This is a genomic window from Mycobacteriales bacterium (assembly GCA_035690485.1).
Taxonomy (GTDB): Bacteria; Actinomycetota; Actinomycetes; order JAFAQI01; family DASSKL01; genus DASSKL01.
Genome location: DASSKL010000094.1, coordinates 58,634 through 79,219, shown reverse-complemented (window position 1 = coordinate 79,219; position 20,586 = coordinate 58,634). Strand labels below are relative to the sequence as shown.

The window sequence follows — 20,586 nt, the reverse complement described above, 5'->3', positions numbered from 1 at the left end:
ACCGGCGCAGACCGGAGCTGTGAAGGGGACGACCGTCCGTCGCCCGTCATCGGCTGTCAAGTCCTCAGCCGTATCCGGCAACGCTGTATCAGTCGGGCTCCCCGCGGAGTCTCCATCCCGCAAAGGGCGATGCAGCAGTAGGGGGCAACGATGCACGTGGACTCGCCGGACGGCCGGCCGGGCGGGTACGCCGGGGCGCGCGGGCCGCGCACGGCCGAACCGGATGGTTTCGGCATCGACGTCACGGTCGTGGTGCCAGTGCACGACGAGGAGATGACCGTCGAGCCGCTCTACCACCAAGTCGCTGCAGTGCTCGGCGAGGCCGGCCGGACCTTCGAGGTGGTCTACGTCGACGACGGCAGCACGGACGCGTCGGTGGCGAAGATCAGCCAGCTGCTGAGCGAACGGGAGCCGGCCCGGCTCGTGACGCTGCGCCGCAACTTCGGCAAGGCAGCGGCGCTGGCCACCGGGTTCCGCGTGGCCCGGGGTCGCTTCGTCGTCACGATTGACGCTGACCTGCAGGACGACCCGCAGGAGATCCCCGAACTGATCCTGGCTCTCGAGCACGGTTACGACGCGATCAGCGGTTGGAAACGGCGGCGCCAGGACCCGCTGCGCCGGCGGCTCGCCTCGAAGCTGTTCAACGCCGTCACCCGGCGGGCGTCGTCGCTGCCCCTGCACGACTTCAACTGCGGGCTCAAGGCCTACACCCGCGACTGCGCCCAGGAGATAGCCGACAGCTGTTACGGCGACATGCACCGCTACCTGCCGGTGCTCGCGTTCTGGCGCGGGTACCGGGTGACGGAGAAGCCGGTCAACCACTTCCCGCGCGGGCACGGACGGTCGAAGTACGGCCTCGAGCGCTACGTGCGTGGGGCGCTGGACCTGGTGACTGCCGTCTTCGTCACCCGCTACGTCCGGCGCCCGATGCACTTCTTCGGGAGCATCGGCATCGCGTTGCTGCTCCCGAGCGTCGGAACGCTCATGTACCTCGGCACCGACAAGGCGATCGCCGGCGCGGCCATCGGCGGCCGGCCGCTGTTGGAGATCTCGGTGCTGGGTTGCATTGCCGGGCTGCAGCTGGTGCTCACCGGCCTGATTGCAGAGCTGTTGGTCGGGCAGCATGCGAGCCACGTGCCGTATACCGAGCAGGTCGAGATTCCCGTCGAGGTGCGGCTGCCCGGCGACGCCGAGACACAGCCGGCCGTACCCGAGCACCGGCCGGCGCCCGGCTGGTCTCTGGTCAGTGCACACCGCGTGGAGCGCTGACCGGTCGTGCGGACAGCTACTCGGGTTGCCGCCTGGCCCACCGACGTCGATCAGCGCGAACCGGTCCCAGAGCCTCGCCTCGTCCTGCGGTCCTCGGTGCGGATCCGCGCCCTCGTCGTCGTCAACTTCGTCGTTGCGGCGGCATACATCGGCTGGTGGGCGCTGCCCGGCCACATCGGCAACCGCGCGCTGTTCGCTGCGCTGGCCACCGCGGAGGCCTTCACGCTCGTGCACTCGCTCGGTCTCTGGACCAACGTCTGGGCCAGCAAGATCGAGATGCCTCCGCGGGACTGGACGCGGTTCGACATCGACGTGTTCGTGCCGACGTGCGGCGAACCGCTGCGGGTCATCGCCCGGACGGTCCGAGCGGCTGTGGCGATGGACGTCCCGCACCGTACCTACGTGCTCGACGACGCCCGGCGTCCCGAGGTCCGGCTCGTCGCATCGCTGTGCGGTGCGGACTATCTCACCCGGCCGGACAACCGGGGGGCGAAGGCCGGCAACCTGAACAACGCGCTGGCGTCGACCAGCGGCGACCTCATCGCCGTCTTCGACGCCGACCACGTCCCCGAGCGCGACTTCCTCAGCCAGCTGGTCGGCTATTTCGAGGACGGCTCGATCGCTCTCGTGCAGACCCCGCAGTATTACGGCAATGCACGAGACAACGAGGTAGCCCGCGGCGCCTACGAGCAGCAGGCGGTGTTCTACGGTCCCATCTGCCGCGGCAAGAACGGCCAGGAGTCCGTGTTCTGCTGCGGCACCAACATGATGATGCGCCGGTCCTCGTTGCGTGGCGTAGGCGGCTTCGTCGAGGACAGCGTCGTCGAGGACTTCGTCACGTCGATGCGTTTGCACCGGGCGGGCTGGCGCTCGGTCTACTTCCCTTACGCATTGGCGACGGGCCTCGGACCCGACACGCTCGCGTCGTACTTCCGGCAGCAGGCGCGCTGGGCCCGTGGGTCGATCGACGCGCTGTTCCGCGCAGAGCCGCTGCGGCGCGGCCTGACGCTCGTCCAGCGGATGCAGTACCTGCTCGCCACGACGTTCTACCTGATCGGGCTGGCCACCACCGTCTACGTCGTGCTGCCGATCCTCTACCTGCTGTTCGGACTCAGCGCCTTCTCGGCCAGCAGTGGCAGCTTCGTGCTGTTCTACGCGCCCTACTTCGGCCTCGGCCTGCTCACCCTGCGTCTCGGGCTCGGCGACCAGCTGCGGCCGTCGCACCTGCGGTACACGTTCGGCGCGTTCCCGGTCTACGTCACGGCGGCCCTTGCTGCGGCGACGCGTCGCATGGCCCACTTCCACGTCACCGGCCGAGCCCGTGACGAGGAGGAGGGGCCGCCCCGGCTGGCCTGGGTGACGGTCGGCGCCGCCGTGCTCACGGTGACCGCGATCGCCGTCGGGGGAGCGACCCGGCCGTTCACCGCGCGGACCGCTACCAACATCGCGTGGGGCTGCATCAACCTCCTGCTGCTGTGGGGCATCACGAAGGTCGCCCTGCGGGAGACGCTCGAGCGGGTGCCGGCGTTGCGGGGCCGCATCTCCCTGGGGCAGGCCTGGCCGGGTCGGGTCACGGCGCCGCAACCGCCGGACGGCAAGTCGCTCTTGCTACCCGAGCTCGCCCTCGCCCCGACCCGATCGCCGCGGCGGCTGACGATGCCGAGGCATGCACTGCTGTGGGTGGCCGGCCTCACCGCGCTCGGGCTCGGGGTGCGGCTGGCGCTGATCGACACCCAGTCGATGCGGCTCGACGAGTCGGCGACCGCGTGGCAGTCACAGCTGCCGCTGCACGCCCTCTGGGACTACCTGCTGTCGTCCAACGTGCACGTGCCGCTCTACCACATGATGATGCACGGTTGGGTGCAGGTCGCCGGCACGTCGGTGTTCTCGCTGCGCCTGCCGTCGGTCTTGCTGGGTGCGGTCGCCGTACCGCTGATGTACGCCGTCGCCCGGCGGCTGCTCAACCCGCGCACCGCGCTGATCGCAGCCGGGATGACCTCGACGGCGCCGTTCCTGGTGTGGCACAGCGACGAAGCGCGGATGTACCCGATGCTGCTGGTCGCCGTGCTCGCCTCGTTGCTGGCGCTGATGTGGGCCGTGGAGCGCGGGGGGGCCGGCCGCTGGCTCGCCTACGGCGGCCTGATGGCGGTGTCGTGCTACGTCCACTACTACGCGCTGCTGATGGTGCCGATCCACGTGGTCTGGATGCTCGTGCAGCGCGCGCCGCGCCGCACGTATCTGCACTGGCTGGGCGCGATGACGATCCCCGCGGTGGCGTTCGCCCCGTGGGTGGCCGTGCTCTACACGGACCGTCTCCATGCGGCTGGCCTCGGCGGGTTGACCAACGGTGGAGGCAACGCCCTCCAGCACGTCGGGGCGCTGGGTTACGTCGTCGGCATCCTGGTCTTCGCCACGACGTTCGTCATCGGCTACCAGTCCGTGACGATCGTGGCTGCCGTCGCGGCGGCGATCACGGGCGTGTGGCCCCTGCTGGTCTTCAAGTCGGTCGTGCACCGGCGCGTCGCTCCCCAACGGCCGGGCAGCCGGGCGGTGACATTCCTGTCGATCTGGCTGGTCAGCCAGGTGGTGGGTGTCTTCATCTTCACGGAGTTCGACAAGGGGGCGTGGTACCAGCGCTACCTCACCGCCGCCGCCGTCCCGACGCTGATCCTGCTCGCCCATGTGCTGCACATCACCGCGCGGCGGCTCACCACCGCGCTCGCCATCGCCGTCGGTGCGTCGCTGGTGCTGACGCTGTGGTCCAGCTACAGCTCGACCAACCCGATGCGTGAAGACTTCCGCGGCGCAGCGGCGTACATCGACGCGCACCGGGTCGCCGGTGACGTCGTCGTGGTGGCGCCCGCCTTCGACGTGGAACCACTGTCGTTCTACCTGCCGGACGCCCGGCGCCTGCCCTACGTCGCGGCCCGGTCGGCCGAGTCCGCGGTGCCGAAGATGTTGCCGCAGCAGCCGGGCGCCACGCTGTGGATGATCTGGGGACCGTACGGCAGCCTCGAGCTGCACCGCGATCTCGCCGGCTACCTTGCGACGCACCTCGTGCGGCTCGACCACCGCCAGATCGGACCGGACCTCAGCGTCGACCGCTACGAGGTGTCCGTGGCGGCCCGGCCACGGCCGGCGCCCTGACCGGGCAAGGAGGGCAGCCGGTGGCGGCAGCGCCGGTCAGCGTCGTGATCCCCGCCTACCAGGCGCGGCGCACGATCGCCGCCGCCGTCCTGTCGGCCCAGGCCCAGCGGCCCGCTCCCCGTGAGGTCGTCGTGGTCGACGACGGCTCGCACGACGGCACCGGCGACGTCGTTGCCGCCCTTCCCGGCGTGCGGCTCATCCGCCAGGACAACCGCGGGCCGGCCGCTGCACGCAACCGCGGCCTCGCCGCCTGCTCACAGGAGTGGATCGGGTTCCTCGACGCCGACGACCGCTGGAAACCGGGCAAGCTCGCGCGCCAGCTCGACCTGCTGCGCCGGTGTCCCGAGCTGGCGGTCGTGGCCTGCGCCGGCACCGGTGCGGCGTTGCCGCGGACTCACCGCGGCCGCCGGTTGGAACCCGGTGTGCGGGTCGCCGGGCACGGCGAGCTGCTGTTCGGCTGCCTGTTCCCCACGACGAGTGTGCTCGGCCGGCGTGCCCTGCTGACCGACCTCGGCGGTTTCGACTCGACGGTCGACGGCGCCGAGGACTGGGACCTGTGGTTGCGCTGCGCCCGCCGGACGCCGATCGCGGTGCTCGAGGAGCCCCTGGTGGACTACCGCGACCGGGCCGGGTCGTACAGCAAGAACCTGCCGCTGGTCTATGCCGCGACGTTGCGGGTGCTTGCCCGGGAGCTGTCGCTCGCCGCTGTCCCGGCCGGTGAGCGAGCCCGGGTGCGCGCCCGCCACGACGTCCACTTCGCCCTCGCGCTCCTGGCCGCCGGGAATATGCCTGCGGCGCGGGCGATCTGGCGGATGTCCCGCGAGACGGTGCCGACGTTGCCGTTGCTGCGGACCGTCGCCGGCTACGGCGTGCCGTACGCCGTGGGTCGGGGGATGGGGCGGCTGCGAGCCCGCCTCGCGTCGGGCGTGGCGGCGACCTCCTCGTAGAGTGCGACGACGTCGCGGAGGGTCTCGCGCAGGTCGTAGCGGTCAGCGACGCGAGACCGGGCGCACGTCTCGCGGCGGGCCCGGTCGGTCTCGTCGGTACATGCACGAGCCAGGGCGGCCGCGAGTGCCCGCGGGTTTCGTGCCGGCACCAGGTAGCCGGCGCGGCCGCCGTCGAGCATCTCGCCGACCGCGCCGACGTCGGTGGCCACCACCGCCACGCCGGCGGCCATGGCTTCGAGCACCGACAGCGGCGCGCCTTCCGAGTGAGACGGCAGGCACAGGGCGGTGGCGGCCGTGAGCATCCGGCGTACGTCGTCGCGCGGCATAGCCCCCACGAACTCGACTGGCACCCCGCAGCCGGCCAGCTCCCGGCGCATTCGCGCGTCGGCGCCCGGAGCGTCCTGGCGGGAGTCGCCGACGACGACGACCTGCAGCCGCGGCGGCCCTCCGGGCCGGTCGGCGAGCAGGCGTAGCGCGTCGCGCAGGTCGAGCAGCCCTTTGCTCGCCGCCAACGTTCCGGCGTAGAGCAGCGTGGGCACGGATGGCGCAGCGCGGGGCGTGGCGAAGCGCGCCAGATTGACTCCGTTGCGCAGGCGGACCGGGTTGATGCCCAGCGCGGCCAGTGCGGCCTCGTCGTCGGGAGTCAGCACCACGACGCGGGCGCACGCGCGGCCGGCCATCCGCATCAGCATCCGGTAGCGCGGGTCGCGGCACTGCTCGGCCACCCGGCCCGTGTGCACGTGCAGGATCACCCGGGCGCCGGCGAGTCGCGCCGCCGTGGCGCAGGCCGTGGCGCGCAACATGGGGAACAGCGGCGCAGCGGCGAAGTTCAGGTGCACCACGTCGACTGCGCGGGCGGCCCGGTGCACCGCACGGACGTGGCGGAGCGAGCGGGTGATGTTGGCCCGGGTCGGGGTGCCCAGCGTGGTGCCGGCGGCCGGCGGTGTGTCCAGGGTCCGCAGGTCGACCGCGCCCGAGACTGTCGGATCGGAGACCAGCTCTCCCACGTAGGACGCGATGCCGCCGACGAGGGGGGGCGACTGCCCGACCACCAGCACCCTTGTCCGGTCCGGCTGACCGATCGGTGCCCGTTTGCCCGGCACGTGCCATCCCTTCGTCGGCGGCACCGGCCCGCCCCCCAGGCGCCGACCGTTGGTCCGTCTCCGTGGAAACAGAAGGTCGCGGCGCTCGTCCTGATACAGATGTCGGGGCTTTCCTCAAGGGCCCTGGCGGGACCTCCGACCTCCCACCCCGAGCCACGTCAGCCCCCGGCGTGGTACTCGGACAAAGGAGATCTCGCATGTCCCGAAACCGCGTCCTGCTGCTGATCACGGCGCTGGTGGTGATGTTGGGCCTCGCGGTGTCCGCGGTGGTCGCCACCACCTCGACCGCCGCTCGTGCAGCGACCCGGCCGACCGCGCTGCTGTCGCCGGCGTCAGGTGCCATGGTCGGTGCCTACGTCGACCTCAACGGCGACGGTTCCGCGACCCAGGCGGAGATGAGCACCCGCGAGTCCCAGATCGGTCGCACGTTCGCGATCGACGTCCACTTCTACAGCTGGACGAACAGCTTCCCGGGCTCCTCGGAGTCGACCGACGTGGCGAACGGCCGGGTCCCGCTGATCACGTGGGAGCCCTGGAACCTCACGCTCGACCAGATCGCCAACGGCTCGCAGGACTCGGTGATCATCAGTCACGCGCAGTCCATCAAGGCGTTCGGCAAGCCGATCTTCCTGCGCTTCATGCACGAGATGAACGGCAACTGGTACCCGTGGGACGGCAGCCACAACTCCGACAGCCCGGCGAAGTACATCGCGGCGTGGCGGCACGTGCACGACGTCTTCGCCGCGCAGGGAGTGAAGAACGTCGCGTGGGTGTGGTGCCCGAACGCGTCCGACGTGCCCAACCAGAGCTGGAACCACTGGACCAACTACTACCCCGGTGACAACTACGTCGACTGGGTCGGCATCGACGGCTACAACTGGGGCACCAACGCGTCCTGGTCGTCGTGGCAGAGCTTCGCCAAGATCATGTCGCCGATCTACCAGAACTACGCGGCGACCAAGCCGATCATCATCCCGGAGTTCGCCAGCACCGAGAACGGCGGCAGCAAGGCGCAGTGGATCACTGACGCCGCCGCTGCGCTGCAGTCGACGTTCCCGTCGATCGAGGCGGTCTGCTGGTTCGACAAGCGCAGCTCCAACCTGTGGTACCTCGACTCGTCGAGCTCCTCGCTGAGCTCGTTCAAGACTGCGGCCAACACGTCGTACCTGTCGGCGCGGGCCGGGTCCACGACGACGACCTCCCCGTCCCCGTCACCCACGACGACGACGACCTCGCCGTCCCCGTCCCCGACGAGCACGACCACCTCGCCGTCCCCGTCACCCACGACGACCACGACGACGACAGGCGGCACGCCGTTCTCGGTACGGATCAACGCCGGTTCGACCGGTTACACCGGGCCGGGTGGTGCCGTCTGGTCGTCGGACACCGACTACTCCGGCGGGTTCACCTACTCGACGACGCACGGCATCGCCGGTGCCAAGGATCAGCAGGCGTTCCAGTCCGAGCGGGCCGGCATGTCCGGCTACGCGATCCCGGTGCCGCAGGCGGGGGTCTACCGGGTGACGCTCGACCTCGCCGAGATCTACTGGACGGCGGCCGGTAAGCGGATCTTCAGCGTCACCGCCGAAGGCCAGCCCGCTGTCAGCAACATCGACATCTACAAGCTGGTCGGCGGCTTCCGGGCACTCGAGATCAGCTTCGATGTCAACGTGACCGACGGGGTCCTGAACCTTGGTTTCACCGCCAGCGTCGATCACCCGAAGGTCGACGGGATCCAGGTCACCGCACTCTGACCTCTGGACCGTGGAGTCGAGCGGGAGGTGTCATCGTGACATCTCCCGCTCGACCGCTGCACGCAGCACCGCGAGGCTGCGCTGGCGGGTCGGGCCGATGCTCCCGGTCGGGATGTCGAGTGCGGCCGAGATCTCCGCGTAGGAGCGGGGCGGGTCGTGCATCAGCAGCCGCAGCAGCGTCTGGCTGCTCGGGGTGAGTCGACGGAACTCCTGGGCGACGACGTGCTGCAGCCGCGGGTCGTTCGTCGGCGCGTCCGGCGCGGCATGCTCGACGAGGCGGGTGGCGAGATGGTGGTCGACGACCGGCTCGGGGCCGCTCACCGTGGCCCGCAGCAGCAGGGACGTCCGCCGGGCCGAATGAGCCAGCCACACGCCCACGTTGTCCGGGGGCTCGCCCCGGCGCACGCTGGTCAGCAGCGCGGCGAACGTGGTCTGAACGACGTCGCGCACCACCTCCGGCGGCAGCCGGTGGTCTTCCGCAATCGTGCGCATGAGGTCGGCGTACTCCGCCAGCAGCTCCTTGCGCGCGATCTCGTGCCCCGTGGCCGCCTGGCTGAGCAGCCGGATCACCTGCGAGCGGCGCAGGCGCCTGCGGTGGCGCGTGCGGGTTGCCGCCATCTGCGCACCCTTCTCAGCAGTCGAGGTGCCGGACGGCGTAGCGCCACAGCATCAGCTCGCGAACGCCGACCAGGGGGTCGAGGGGACGGCCCCGAGGTGGCAGATCGGGGCTCGTGACGCTCGCGACGCGGGCCGTGGCGCGACGTGCCCAGGAGGCGACGACCAGCGCAGGCAGCAGCTCCTCGTCGACGGACAGGTTGCGCAGGTAGCGAGTGAGCGCGGTGCGCGCCCATCCCGACCGGGTGAGGAACGCCGAGTCGAACACAGCGCACTGCTGCGCCGGCGTCGCGGTCCCGTCGCGGGCCTCGGCGACGTACTGCAGGAAGAACGTGAGGTCGTGTCCGGGCAGGCCCGACATCTCGCCGAGCTCCCAGTCGACGGCGTGCAGCCGGCCGTCACGGACGAGCAGGTTCGGGTGGCTGAGGTCGCCGTGCTCGACCACGAGAGGCAGCACCGCGCCGCGCAGTGGTGCGAGTGCGCGGAGGGTGCGCTCGACGAGCGGACGTTCGTCGGGCTGCAGGTCGGCGAAACCGGTAAGAGGCTCCGCCAGAAGCCGATCCCACCACCCGGGGTCGTTGGAGGTCGTTCGGGTGACCGGCAGCCGGCGGAGGAGCTCCAGGCCCAGTGCGATGGCCTCGCCCGGGTCTCGGCGCACCTGCCGCGGGCTCAGCGGTCGGCCGGTCACGACCGACTGCAGCAACAGCGGCTGTCCGTCGTGCTCGTCCAGGGCGATCAGGGCGGGCGCAGGGGCAGTCGTCGGCAGGTGGCGCAGCAGCCGGGCCTCGCGCTCGATGGGACCTCGGTCACCTGGGTGACGCGGCAGCTTCGCGACGAGCCGTGGCCGGCCGCTGCCGGCCTCCACGAGCATCGCGATCACGTGCCGGGAGGACGGGAACTTCGGGGTGAGGTAGACGGGGGCGAGGCCCGCGGCGGCGGTCCACTCCGGCAGCCGGTTGCCGTCCTGCCGCGCGAGGTAGCCGCGAACCAGATCCTGCGCCCTCTCGTCGGCCCGGTGAGCGACCACGCTGCGGTCCCGCAGTACGACCCGGCGTGCGCCGAGCCGGAGAGCCAGCCGGGCGGCGCTCGCCCGGGCCTGATCGGCCCGCACGCCGTCGTAGCGGGTCAGCACATGGCGAACGCCGCCCCCCGTGTCCAGCGGGACGAGGTAGGAGCGAGCTGCCGCTGACGGCGCGTGCCAGACGGACGTCGGCACTTCGCCGAGCCGGCGCAGCGCGGCCGCCCACCTGACGGCGGCGCGGCTCGACGTCGGCTGTACGTGTAGCCAGCCGCCGGGTCGCATCTCGAACAGGAGGAGTGCAGCGGCGCCGGCCGGCACGTCCCGCGCGGACACTACGTCGTACGCCGCGACGCTGTCGCCCAGGGTGGTGACGCTGCGGTAGCGGTCCACCGTTTCGGCGAGTTCGCCCAGTGCGGCGACCTCGGCGTCGTCGTGCGGGCCCACGAGGGCCACCCGGCCGAGCCGGGCGACGCCGAGCAGGAAGCGCCAGTCGAGGCCGGTGTGAACACCCCCGGGCGACGCGTCGGCCGCGGGCCGTTGGGCGGGGCACGGGGACGCCTCGCTCACTGTCATGTCAGCTGCACGTCAGGAGCAGTCGCGGCTCGTACTGCACCGAGCCTTCCTTGGAGAAGTACTTGACTCCCTCGGTGTCCGCCTTGGCGATGCGGAAGGCGACCGGCTGGTTGAGCGTCACGTACGGAGTCACGTCGAGGGTGTAGGTCTGACCCAGTGCCACCGCCCCGATCGAGCCGACCAGGCTTCCCGCGGCCGGGGCGTTGTTCCAGGTCACCTGTGACTCCGACCAGTTCGCGCTGGTGACGTAGAAGTTGCCGCCCGTGGGGGAGTCGTCGTAGGTCGAGGTGCCGTCGGTGATCTGGATCTGGGCGCTGAGCACCGTGGTGCAGGCACTGGTCTGCGGGTTGAAGCGGACGAGGAAGTCGGTCATCGGCGACTGGTCCGCGCCGAGCCGCGACGTGCTGCCGTAGCTCGTGTCGCCACTGCCCTGCACGATCGTGGCGTCGTCGGTCACCGCGAAGGAGAGCGACTGGCTGGTCGGGGTCGGGGTGGGCGTGGGCGTGGGCGTCGGGGTCGGCGTGGGAGTCGGCGTCGGGGTGGGCGTGGGAGTCGGGGAGTCGGTCGGGGTCGGCGTGGGCGAGGCCGTCGACCCGGCGCAGGTCACCAGCAGCCGCGGCTCGTGCTGCGCCGAGCCTTCCTTGGAGAAGTACTTGACTCCCTCGGTGTCCGCTTTGGCCACGCGGAAGGCGACCGGCTGGTTGACCGTCACGTAGGGCGTCACGTCGAGGGTGTAGGTCTGCCCCAGGGCCACCGTCCCGATCGAGCCGGTGAACTGCGCGCTCGCCGGTGCGGTGTTCCAGGTGACGGTGCTCTCCGACCAGTTCGCCGCGGCCGTGTAGAAGTTGCCGCCCGTGGGTGAGTCGTCGTAGGTGGACGTGCCGTCGGTGAGCTGCAGGGTGGCGCTCACGAGCGTGCAGCCCGGCGCCTCGGGGTCGAACCGCAGCAGGAAGTTGGTCAGTGGCGACTGGTCGGCCACGAGGCGGGTGTCGGCCCCGAAGTTGGTGGACGGCTGGCCCGACGCGATGGTCGCATCGTCGGTGACCGGGAACGTCAGCGTGCTCCCGCCGGAAGTCGTTGGACTCGGCGTCGGGGACGGCGAGGGCGCCGGGCCCGGCAGCCTCTCGTCCGACCACCAGTAGTACTGCGTGCTCTCGTTGCTGGCCAGGACGACCAGGCCGGTGCTGTCGTTGACCGGCTGCTTGCTGCCGGTCACGTTGTTCATGTACGCCGACCCGGCCTGCTGGATCACCGGGGTGCCGAAGCCCGGCGCGAACGACGGGTTGGCCATGCTCGTCGTCTTCTCGTAGATCGTGCCCGCGCCGTTGTAGTAGCTGTCGGGGGTGGGCCCGGTGGCGAACATGTGCACCATCTGGTTCTGCTCGTCGAGCATCACGATGGGGCGGGTCATGTTGTCGGCGACGGTGCTGAACGTGTACGAGGTCCACGACCCGGTGCCAGGCTTGAACAGCATGAGGTTGAGCAGCGGGTCCGAACCGTTCGCGTTCGTCGGGTCGCCCAGGCTGGTCTTCACCGCGGCCCACACCCGGCCCGTGGTGTCGGACTGCAGGCTCTTCAGGTTGATGTGGTCATCGGCGACGTACGGGCGCTTCACCGCCGTGCCGCCTTGCCAGCTCGTCGGGTACTTCGTGCTGTCGTTGCGGGTGGCGTAGTACATCGCCGCGTCGTTCTGGTTGCTCCACATCACGAGCATCTTGTTGCCGGCGAAGGCCACGATCGCGGAGATGTCGTCCGGCTTGAGGTTCGAGGCGCCGGTGACTTTCGGGGTGAACGGCGCGGACCAGGTCACCGTCCCGGTGCCGTCGACCGGGCTGGAGCTCACGGCCAGCATCACCTTGCTCGCTTGGGTCCAGGTCGCCCACAGGCGCCCGGTCGAGTCCTTGTCGATGGTCATCGACTCGGACGACACGTTGTTGATGGCGACCGGGTAACCGGCGTCGGGCGTCCACGACCCGTTGCTCAGCGAGTATCGGTAGAGGTAGGCGGGCTGCCCCGTGACGTTGCTCGCCGAGTCGGCGGCCCGCACGTGGGAGGCGACGAACAGGTGCTGGCCGTCCCAGAGCGTGTCCGCGTCCGAGGTGTTCCTGCGGTCGAGCGCCACGCCGGTGTCGACCCACTGCGTGTTGGCGCGGTCGTAACGCCAGATGTGGAACTGCGACGAGGCGGTGGACCACATGTCCGCCCACCACGTGCTCCCGGCGTACCAGAGCTTGCTCTCGGGCTTGTCCGAGGTCGCTGCCTCCGGATGCGTGGCGGCGACGCCGGCGTACGACGGGCCTTGGTAGCCGACGTTGCCGGTGGCCGCGTTGCCGACCACGTGGGTCATCACGGGAATCAGCGCGGCAACCGCCACGATGATCACGGCTCGCCGGAACCGGGTGTGTGCTACCGCACCCACAGGCATCCGTCCTCCCCTGGTCGCCTGCAGCCGCGCCCGCAGCCGTCCCTGATCGCCGCCCCGGGCGCGGTCTGAGGCCATCGCCCTGGATGAGCGCGCATCCGGGTCCCTGATACCTCGCCGAGCCCGCGGTATCAGCCCGCCGAGGTCGCCGCTCTGGGCCTACGAGACGAAGGGCCGAACCGCTTCGTAGACGTCATGGAGTCGGACGGGATAGGGGTGGACGACCTCGTACGCCGCGCGACCAGCCAGGGCCCGCCGCAGGATGGCTTCCTCGCGGACGCGGGCCGAGTCGACCAGCGGGTTGGACCGGGAGGGGAAGGCGAAGCGGAACTGCTCGTAGGCGGTCAGCAGCGGCTGCCGCTCGTAGGCCAGGGAGGCCGCCATCCGCTGGGCCACCAGCTCGGGTTCGGCGGGGATCACACGGCACTGCGGCTCGGGCGAGACCCCGGCGAGGAGAACGACGTCGATCCGAGCGGGGGTGCGGCGCACGCGGTCGCCGACGAGCTCCTCCGGCATCGCCCGAGCCTGGCCGAGCGTGGCGTTGCCACCTTCTGCAGCGAGCCCGGCCAGCAGACGGGCCATCGGTCCCGACCGCCGCGATGTGGGCAGCAGCCGGTGGGCGCGCTGGTAGGCCCGCAGCACGCGAAGTCGGCGACGATCCCGAGCCGGGACCCGGGACCAGAAGGCAGGCAGTTGACGCAGGTGCCAGCTCCACAGCTGCAGCCGCCCGGGCAACCCGTAGACGACGCCTTCGGGGCTGACGATCGACCACTCATCCGACAGATGGCGCGCCCCGGCGGCCAGGAAGGGCAGCAGCGTCTCGGTCTTGCCGCCCTTCTTCCAGCCGACGACGACCACGCACCGGTCCGCGAACTCGAACGCCGCAGAGTGCAGGAGCACGTGCTCCTGCTCCAGCAGCCGCAGGCCGAGAACCCCGAGCAGGAGTGGCACCTGGGTGACGCCGCGCTCGCAGACGATGTCGGTGGCTTCCCCGAGGCCTGCGATGTCGACGCGGCTGCGCAGGCCCCGATCGCCGATGACGTAGAAGTGCTCCTCGTCGTAGGCCACCTCCCGAGCGTTGAGGACCCGCAGGCGCGGCGTCGTCGGGAAGCGGTCCACGAAGCTCACCGTGATGTCGGGGTCGCGCGGCGGACCGACCGAGGGGCCGATGACGTCGACCAGGTGTTGCACCATCTCCGGCGGCGGATCGACCAGGCGCACGGTGACGAGGCCGTGCACGTTGTGGTCGACCACGCGTGCACCCATGGCCGCGGAGTATCCATCACCCGGCCGTCGCGATGGGGCAGTCTGCCCGCCGGCCGTCGATGACCGCGTCGGCCTGCCCGTCCGGCTTCGTGCCGGTGACCGGGCGCGGGGGCGATCACTGCTGCGTGCGGTACCGGTCCGACGACGACGCATGGGTCGTCCTGCGGCCCGCTGCCACGAGCGACGGCATCGCCGATCGTCCGGCGCGACTGTCCCGCGGCGTCGTGGTGGCGCTCGTCGGCCCGGACGGGGTCGGTAAGACCACCTTGGTAGACGCGCTGGTGGCGGCTCTGCCGCTCCCGGTGCACCGCGTGCACCTCGGCCTGTGGCGGCGGACCGGCCTCAGCGCCGCGCTGGGCAACCTTCCCCTCATGCGGACCGTGCTGGTGCTAGCCCGCCTGCTCGCCGGTGCCGCGGGCGCCGCGTGGCACCGGCGTCACGCCGTGGTGCTCCTCGATCGGTGCGCCTTCGACCTCGACGTCGAACCCGCTCCTCGGACTGCACGTGGCCGCGCGATCCAGGCGCTCGTCCGTCGACTGTCGCCGAGGCCGGACGTGACCGTCGTGCTCGACGCCCCCGCCCGGGTCCTCGTGCAGCGCAAGCCCGAGCACTCGCTGGCGGTGGCTCGGCGCCGGCGCGAGGGCTACCTGTCCTTGGTCAGCACCCGGCGGGCTGCCGCGGTCGTCGACACCACGGCCGACCCGGCGGAGGCCACCCGGGCGGTGACGGCCTTGCTGTGGCGGGCGCTCGACGACCGGCATCGGTCTGCCGCGTGACCGAGGCCGAGCGCGTCGCGCACCTGCGCGGTTCCGTCCTGCTGCTGGCCGGCCGGGTGCTGTCACTGCTGTGCGGGTTCGGCGTGCAGGTGCTCCTCGTCCGTTTCCTGTCCAAGAGCGACTACGGCGGTTTCGCCTACGGCCTGTCACTCGTGGCGCTGCTGCAGGCGGTGCTCGCGCTCGGTCTCGACCGGGCCGACGTGCGCTTTCTCGCCTTGTACGACGAGCGGCATGACTACGGCCGCCTCGTGGGGGTCCTCATCGTGGAGGCGGTGACCATCACCCTCCTCGGCGGAGCGGTCGTGGCGGTGGCCCTGGGCGTCCCCGAGGTGATCCACGTGCTGACGAACGGGCACGGGTCCTACGCCGTCATCGGAGTGCTCCTGCTCCTGGCTCCCGTGCAGGCGCTCGACACCCTGGTCGTGAACCTGTTCGCGGTCTTCGGCCGGCCGGGCGCGGTCTTCGTGCGCCGGTACGTGCTCGAGCCTCTGCTCAAGCTCGCGGTGGTCGGGGTCCTCGTGGTCGCGGACCGGGGTCCGCGGTTCCTCGCCGGCGGTTACGTGGTCGTCTCGGCCGCCGGTTTCCTGCTGTACGCCGTGCTCTCGGCCCGGCTGCTGCGTGAGACGGGAGTGCTCGCCGCCCTGGCGCGCGCTCGGGTCCGGCTGCCGGTGCGCGAGCTCTTCGGGTTCGCCTGGCCCATGTTGCTCACCGGGCTCGTGACCTCGGCGACGTTCGAGCTGGCCAGCCTCGTGCTCGGGCGCACGCACTCCACGGTCGACGTCGCCTCCTTCCGCGCGGTCGTGCCGCTCGCCATGCTGAACCTCACCGTCTCCTACAGCTTCCTCACGCTGTTCACGCCGTACGCCTCCCGGCTGCACGTCCGCGGCGAGCAGGAGTCGCTGCGAGACCTGTACTGGCAGAGCGCGAGCTGGGTCGCGCTGCTCACCTTCCCGGTGTTCGCGACACAGGTCGCGCTCGCGCGGCCGCTGACCGTCGCGCTCTTCGGTGCGCGCTACGCCTCGTCCTCCCACTACCTGGTCCTGCTCGCCGTCGGCACCTACGTCAGCGCAGCCCTCGGCTTCAACGGGATGACCCTGCAGATCCTCGGTCGGCGCCGCTTCCTCGTGGGCAGCAGCGTGGCGGTGCTCGCCGTGATCGTGGCGATGTGCCTGTTCCTGGTGCCGGTCGCGGGCGCCCTGGGCGCGGCGGTGACGGCGCTTGTCACGCTGCTCGTGCACAACGTCGTCAAGCAGTTCGGTCTTCGCGGCGCGGGCGGCGTCGGACTGGTCGACCTGGAGCACCTGCGGTGCTACGCCTCGATAGCGGCGGCGACCATCGCGCTCTGGGGCCTCGCGCGGCTGACGCACCCGCCGCTGGTGGTCGGCATCGCCGCTGTCGCCCTCGTGTGGCTGGGGCTCCTGGTCGGGAGCAGGCGGTTGCTGCGGCTGCACTCGACGTTCCCGGCCGTGGCGCGGTTGCGCCTGATCCGGCAGTCGCCCGCGTCCTGATCACCAGCCGCGGGCGCGCCACTCCGGGATCGAGGGGCGCTCGGCGCCGAGGGTGGTGTCCTTGCCGTGGCCCGGGTAGACCCAGGTGCTGTCGGGCAACGGGCCGAACACCTTCCGCTCCAGATCGTCCATGAGCGACGTGAAGTCCTTGGGGTTCGTCGTCCGTCCCGGCCCGCCGGGGAAGAGGCTGTCGCCGGTGAAGAGGTGGGGGGAGTCGGAGAGCTCGCCGCCCGCGTCGTACAGCAGCGCGATCGAGCCGGGGGTGTGGCCGACGAGGTGGATGACGGCGAGCTCGGCCTCGCCGACGCGCACCCGACCACCGTCGACGACGGTCTCGTCGACCGGCACCGGCAGCTCGCCGGCGTCGTCGGGATGGGCGACGACGGGTGCCCCGGTCGCGCGAACCACGGCGTCGAGGGCCTGCCAGTGGTCGAAGTGCTGGTGCGTGGTGACGACCCGGGTCAGCCGCTCGTCGCCGAGCTCGGCGAGCAGGCGCTCGGCCTCGTTGGCCGCGTCGACGAGCAGCACCTCGCCGGTGGCCCGGCAGCGCAAGAAGTAGCAGTTGTTGTCGAAGTCCCCGACGGCGACCTTCGTGACCGTCAGTCCCGGCAGCTCGCGGGTCTGGGCGGGCCCGCCGACGGAGACGTCACCGGTGTAGGTGTCTGCCATGCCCCGGCAGCGTAGCGGCCCGCGGATGCGGCCTACGACGCCCGAGGACTGTCGGCGAGCCGCACTAGCATCGGCGGAGACCTTCTCGAGAGAGCACCTATGGCCGACCGCCTCATCATTCGTGGCGCGCGTGAGCACAACCTGCGCGACGTCAGCCTCGACCTGCCCCGCGACGCGCTGATCGTCTTCACCGGCCTGTCCGGGTCCGGCAAGTCCAGCCTCGCCTTCGACACGATCTTCGCCGAGGGCCAGCGCCGCTACGTGGAGAGCCTCTCCGCCTACGCGCGCCAGTTCCTCGGGCAGATGGACAAGCCCGACGTCGACTTCATCGAGGGCCTGTCGCCCGCCGTCTCGATCGACCAGAAGTCCACCTCGCGCAACCCGCGGTCCACGGTCGGCACGATCACCGAGGTCTACGACTACCTGCGGCTGCTGTTCGCGCGGGTGGGCCGCCCGCACTGCCCGAAGTGCGGCCGCCCGATCGCGCGCCAGACGCCGCAGCAGATCGTCGACCGGGTGCTCGACCTCGCGGAGGGCTCGCGGTTCCAGGTGCTGGCGCCGGTCGTGCGCGGCCGCAAGGGGGAGTACGCCGAGCTGTTCCGCGAGCTGCAGACCAAGGGCTTCAGCCGGGCCCGGGTCGACGGCGAGGTGGTTCCGCTCACCGACCCGCCCCGGCTCGACAAGCAGAAGAAGCACACGATCGAGGCCGTCGTCGATCGGCTCGCGGTCAAGGCGTCGGCCCGGCGCCGGCTGACCGACTCCGTCGAGACCGCGCTCGCGCTCGGCGGCGGCCTGGTGGTGCTCGACTTCGTCGACCTGCCGGCCGACGACCCGCACCGCGAGCGCACGTTCTCCGAGCACCTCGCCTGCCTCTACGACGACCTGTCGTTCGAGGAGCTCGAGCCGCGGTCGTTCTCCTTCAACTCTCCCTACGGCGCCTGCCCGCAGTGCACCGGCATCGGGACCCGGATGGAGGTCGACCCGGAGCTCATCGTCCCCGACCCGACGAAGTCGCTGGCCGACGGCGCGGTCTCCGTGTGGGGCGGGCGCAACGGCAAGGACTACTTCGGCCGGCTCGTCGACGCGCTCGCCGAGGAGCTCGGGTTCGACCCGGCCACGCCGTGGGAGGAGCTGCCGCCGAAGGCGCGCCGGGCGATCCTGCACGGGCACCCGACCCAGGTGCATGTCCGCTACCGCAACCGCTACGGGCGCGAGCGCTCCTACTGGGCCTCGTTCGAGGGCGCGGTGTCGTTCGTCGAGCGGCGGCACGCCGAGGCCGAGTCCGACACCAGCCGCGAGCGGTTCGAGGGCTACATGCGGCAGGTGCCCTGCCCGGCGTGTGACGGCGCGCGGCTCAAGCCCGAGTCCCTGGCCGTGACGATGGGGGGCCGGTCGATCGCCGAGGTCGCCCGGATGCCGATCGGGGAGTGCGCGGCGTTCCTGCGCGGGATGGAGCTCACCGACCGGGAGCAGACCATTGCCGGCCGGGTGCTCAAGGAGATCAACGAGCGGCTGCGGTTCCTGCTCGACGTCGGCCTGGACTACCTGTCGCTGGACCGGGCGGCCGGCACGCTCGCCGGTGGGGAGGCCCAGCGGATCCGGCTGGCCACGCAGATCGGGTCCGGCCTTGTCGGCGTCCTCTACGTGCTCGACGAGCCGTCGATCGGGCTGCACCAGCGCGACAACCACCGGCTGATCGAGACCTTGGTGCGGCTGCGCGACCTCGGCAACACGCTGATCGTCGTCGAGCACGACGAGGACACGATCCGCACCGCCGACTGGGTCGTCGACATCGGTCCCGGCGCGGGGGAGCACGGCGGCGAGATCGTGGTGACCGGCACCGTCGACGACCTGCTGCGCAACCGCGATTCGGTCACCGGCGCCTACTTGTCCGGCCGCCGTTCGATTCCCGTGCCCGACATCCGCCGGCAGCCGTCGGCCGACCGTCAGCTGACCGTCGTCGGCGCCCGCGAGCACAACCTCGATGGCATCGACGTGTCGTTCCCGTTGAGCTGCTTCGTCGCCGTCACCGGCGTCTCCGGCTCCGGCAAGAGCACGCTGGTCAACGACATCCTCTACAACGTCCTCGCCCGCGAGCTCAACGGTGCGCGCACCGTGCCCGGCCGCCACCGCACCGTCGTCGGGCTCGACGAGGTCGACAAGGTCGTCGGCGTCGACCAGTCGCCGATCGGCCGCACCCCGCGCTCCAACCCGGCCACCTACACCGGCGTCTTCGACCACATCCGCAAGCTGTTCGCCGAGACGACCGAGGCGAAGGTCCGCGGCTACCTGCAGGGCCGGTTCTCCTTCAATGTCAAGGGCGGCCGCTGCGAGGCGTGCGCCGGCGACGGCACCATCAAGATCGAGATGAACTTCCTGCCCGACGTCTACGTCCCGTGCGAGGTCTGCCACGGCGCCCGCTACAACCGCGAGACCCTCGAGGTCCACTACAAGGGCAAGACGATCGCCGAGGTCCTCGACATGCCGATCGAGGAGGCGTGTGAGTTCTTCGAGGCGATTCCGGCCATCCGCCGGCACCTGCAGACGCTCAACGACGTGGGGCTCGGCTACGTGCGGCTCGGCCAACCGGCGCCTACGCTGTCCGGCGGCGAGGCCCAGCGGGTCAAGCTGGCCTCCGAGCTGCAGAAGCGGTCCACCGGTCGCACCGTCTACGTGCTCGACGAGCCCACCACCGGCCTGCACTTCGAGGACATCCGCAAGCTGCTCGGCGTCCTCGGCCGGCTGGTCGACGCCGGCAACACGGTCATTGTCATCGAGCACAACCTCGACGTGATCAAGACGGCCGACTGGGTCATCGACATGGGCCCCGAGGGAGGGTTCGGGGGCGGCACCGTCGTCGCCGAGGGGCCGCCCGAGTACGTCGCCGGCGTCGAGGCGAGCCACACCGGACGGTTCCTGCGCCCGATCCTCGGCGACCGGGTGGCCGCGCCGCGCAAGGCCTCGCGGCGTACGCCGAAGCGAGCCCGCGCCTGACGTCCCTTGCGCTAGCGGTCGAGCAGACGGGCGATGAGGGCGTCGATCTCGGCGTCGCCGGCCTCCTCGCCCGCCGGCACGATCGCCTCGGTGGCGTCGAGGAACGTCCGCACCGTGTCGCAGGCCACGCTGACCTGGCACGGGTGCGCGCCGCGGGCCAGCTGGAGCACCAGGCGGCCCCGTTCCGGGTCGGGCCGCAGGCGGACGTCACCGTCGCCGGTGGGTTCCTCCAGGCCGTAGCGGAGGAAGTCGCGCAGCACCACCCAGGAGCCGTTGGGCAAGGCGGGGTGCTCGGGCTTCGGGATCAGCGTCACCGTCACGGCCAGCGGGTCGGCCTTCCGCCACGACAGCCGGAGGGAGGTCACCCGACCGCGGCCGGTCGCGCCGCCGTCGTCGACGACGACCTCGGTGAGTACCTCGTCGGTCAGTGTGCGTCTCCCGGATCCGGTGCGGGTGGCGAATGCCCGGAAGGGTGGCATTCCGAGGACCGCGGTGCCAAATCAGATCGGGAGCCGGGGCGCC

14 protein-coding genes are annotated in these 20,586 nt (G+C 71.2%); 7 read left to right on the top strand and 7 right to left on the bottom strand.

The features are described from left to right. The first annotated feature begins 156 nt into the window (after positions 1–156). The 3 genes from VFJ21_14530 (at position 157) to VFJ21_14520 (ending at position 5,363) form a co-directional block, all read left to right on the top strand. Entirely contained in the window at positions 157–1,269 is a 1,113-nt protein-coding gene (locus VFJ21_14530; GenBank protein HET7408336.1) for a glycosyltransferase family 2 protein, read from the top strand. A gap of 96 nt (positions 1,270–1,365) precedes the next feature. Beyond that, positions 1,366–4,416, top strand: coding sequence for a glycosyltransferase family 2 protein (locus tag VFJ21_14525; GenBank protein ID HET7408335.1), 3,051 nt, complete (start codon positions 1,366–1,368; stop codon positions 4,414–4,416). A gap of 20 nt (positions 4,417–4,436) precedes the next feature. Next, positions 4,437–5,363: a glycosyltransferase family A protein gene (locus VFJ21_14520; protein HET7408334.1), complete on the top strand. Its 927-nt coding sequence runs from the start codon at positions 4,437–4,439 to the stop codon at positions 5,361–5,363. Here VFJ21_14520 and VFJ21_14515 read toward each other — a convergent pair. Next, positions 5,279–6,466, bottom strand: coding sequence for a glycosyltransferase family 4 protein (locus tag VFJ21_14515; protein HET7408333.1), 1,188 nt, complete (start codon positions 6,464–6,466; stop codon positions 5,279–5,281). The two genes, VFJ21_14520 and VFJ21_14515, sit on opposite strands and share 85 nt — an antisense overlap. Before the next feature lie 197 nt (positions 6,467–6,663). On the opposite strand from VFJ21_14515, the gene VFJ21_14510 reads away from it, so the two are divergent. Further along, complete coding sequence (locus VFJ21_14510) at positions 6,664–8,220, top strand: malectin domain-containing carbohydrate-binding protein (GenBank protein ID HET7408332.1); 1,557 nt, start codon at positions 6,664–6,666, stop codon at positions 8,218–8,220. A gap of 30 nt (positions 8,221–8,250) precedes the next feature. On the opposite strand, the gene VFJ21_14505 is transcribed toward VFJ21_14510, so the two are convergent. From VFJ21_14505 to VFJ21_14490, 4 genes are all read right to left on the bottom strand, one after another. After that, positions 8,251–8,838 carry a sigma-70 family RNA polymerase sigma factor gene (locus tag VFJ21_14505; protein HET7408331.1) on the bottom strand — a complete coding sequence of 196 codons (588 nt, stop codon included), beginning with the start codon at positions 8,836–8,838 and terminating at the stop codon, positions 8,251–8,253. A 13-nt stretch (positions 8,839–8,851) separates the two neighbouring features. After that, a complete protein-coding gene (locus tag VFJ21_14500) occupies positions 8,852–10,423 on the bottom strand; it encodes an aminoglycoside phosphotransferase family protein (protein ID HET7408330.1) in 1,572 nt (523 codons plus the stop codon). Between the two features lie 7 nt (positions 10,424–10,430). Further along, entirely contained in the window at positions 10,431–12,848 is a 2,418-nt protein-coding gene (locus VFJ21_14495) for a DNRLRE domain-containing protein (protein ID HET7408329.1), read from the bottom strand. A 162-nt stretch (positions 12,849–13,010) separates the two neighbouring features. Continuing rightward, a complete protein-coding gene (locus VFJ21_14490; protein ID HET7408328.1) occupies positions 13,011–14,117 on the bottom strand; it encodes a hypothetical protein in 1,107 nt (368 codons plus the stop codon). Between the two features lie 125 nt (positions 14,118–14,242). Here VFJ21_14490 and VFJ21_14485 point away from each other — a divergent pair, with 125 nt between their 5' ends. Together VFJ21_14485 and VFJ21_14480 are read left to right on the top strand one after the other, a co-directional pair. Further along, positions 14,243–14,893 (top strand): hypothetical protein, encoded by a 651-nt coding sequence (locus VFJ21_14485; protein ID HET7408327.1) that lies wholly within the window; start codon positions 14,243–14,245, stop codon positions 14,891–14,893. Continuing rightward, positions 14,890–16,401, top strand: coding sequence for an oligosaccharide flippase family protein (locus VFJ21_14480; protein HET7408326.1), 1,512 nt, complete (start codon positions 14,890–14,892; stop codon positions 16,399–16,401). Before VFJ21_14485 ends, VFJ21_14480 begins: the two co-directional genes overlap by 4 nt. Here VFJ21_14480 and VFJ21_14475 read toward each other — a convergent pair whose 3' ends face one another. Further along, positions 16,402–17,070 (bottom strand): MBL fold metallo-hydrolase, encoded by a 669-nt coding sequence (locus VFJ21_14475; protein ID HET7408325.1) that lies wholly within the window; start codon positions 17,068–17,070, stop codon positions 16,402–16,404. Positions 17,071–17,169: 99 nt separating this feature from the next. Between VFJ21_14475 and uvrA the strand changes: the two genes are divergently transcribed. Continuing rightward, on the top strand, positions 17,170–20,064 hold the full coding sequence (gene uvrA, locus VFJ21_14470; protein HET7408324.1) for an excinuclease ABC subunit UvrA: 2,895 nt from the start codon (positions 17,170–17,172) through the stop codon (positions 20,062–20,064). 11 nt (positions 20,065–20,075) lie between these two features. Here uvrA and VFJ21_14465 read toward each other — a convergent pair whose 3' ends face one another. Then, complete coding sequence (locus tag VFJ21_14465) at positions 20,076–20,543, bottom strand: SsgA family sporulation/cell division regulator (protein ID HET7408323.1); 468 nt, start codon at positions 20,541–20,543, stop codon at positions 20,076–20,078. Positions 20,544–20,586 lie beyond the last annotated feature (43 nt).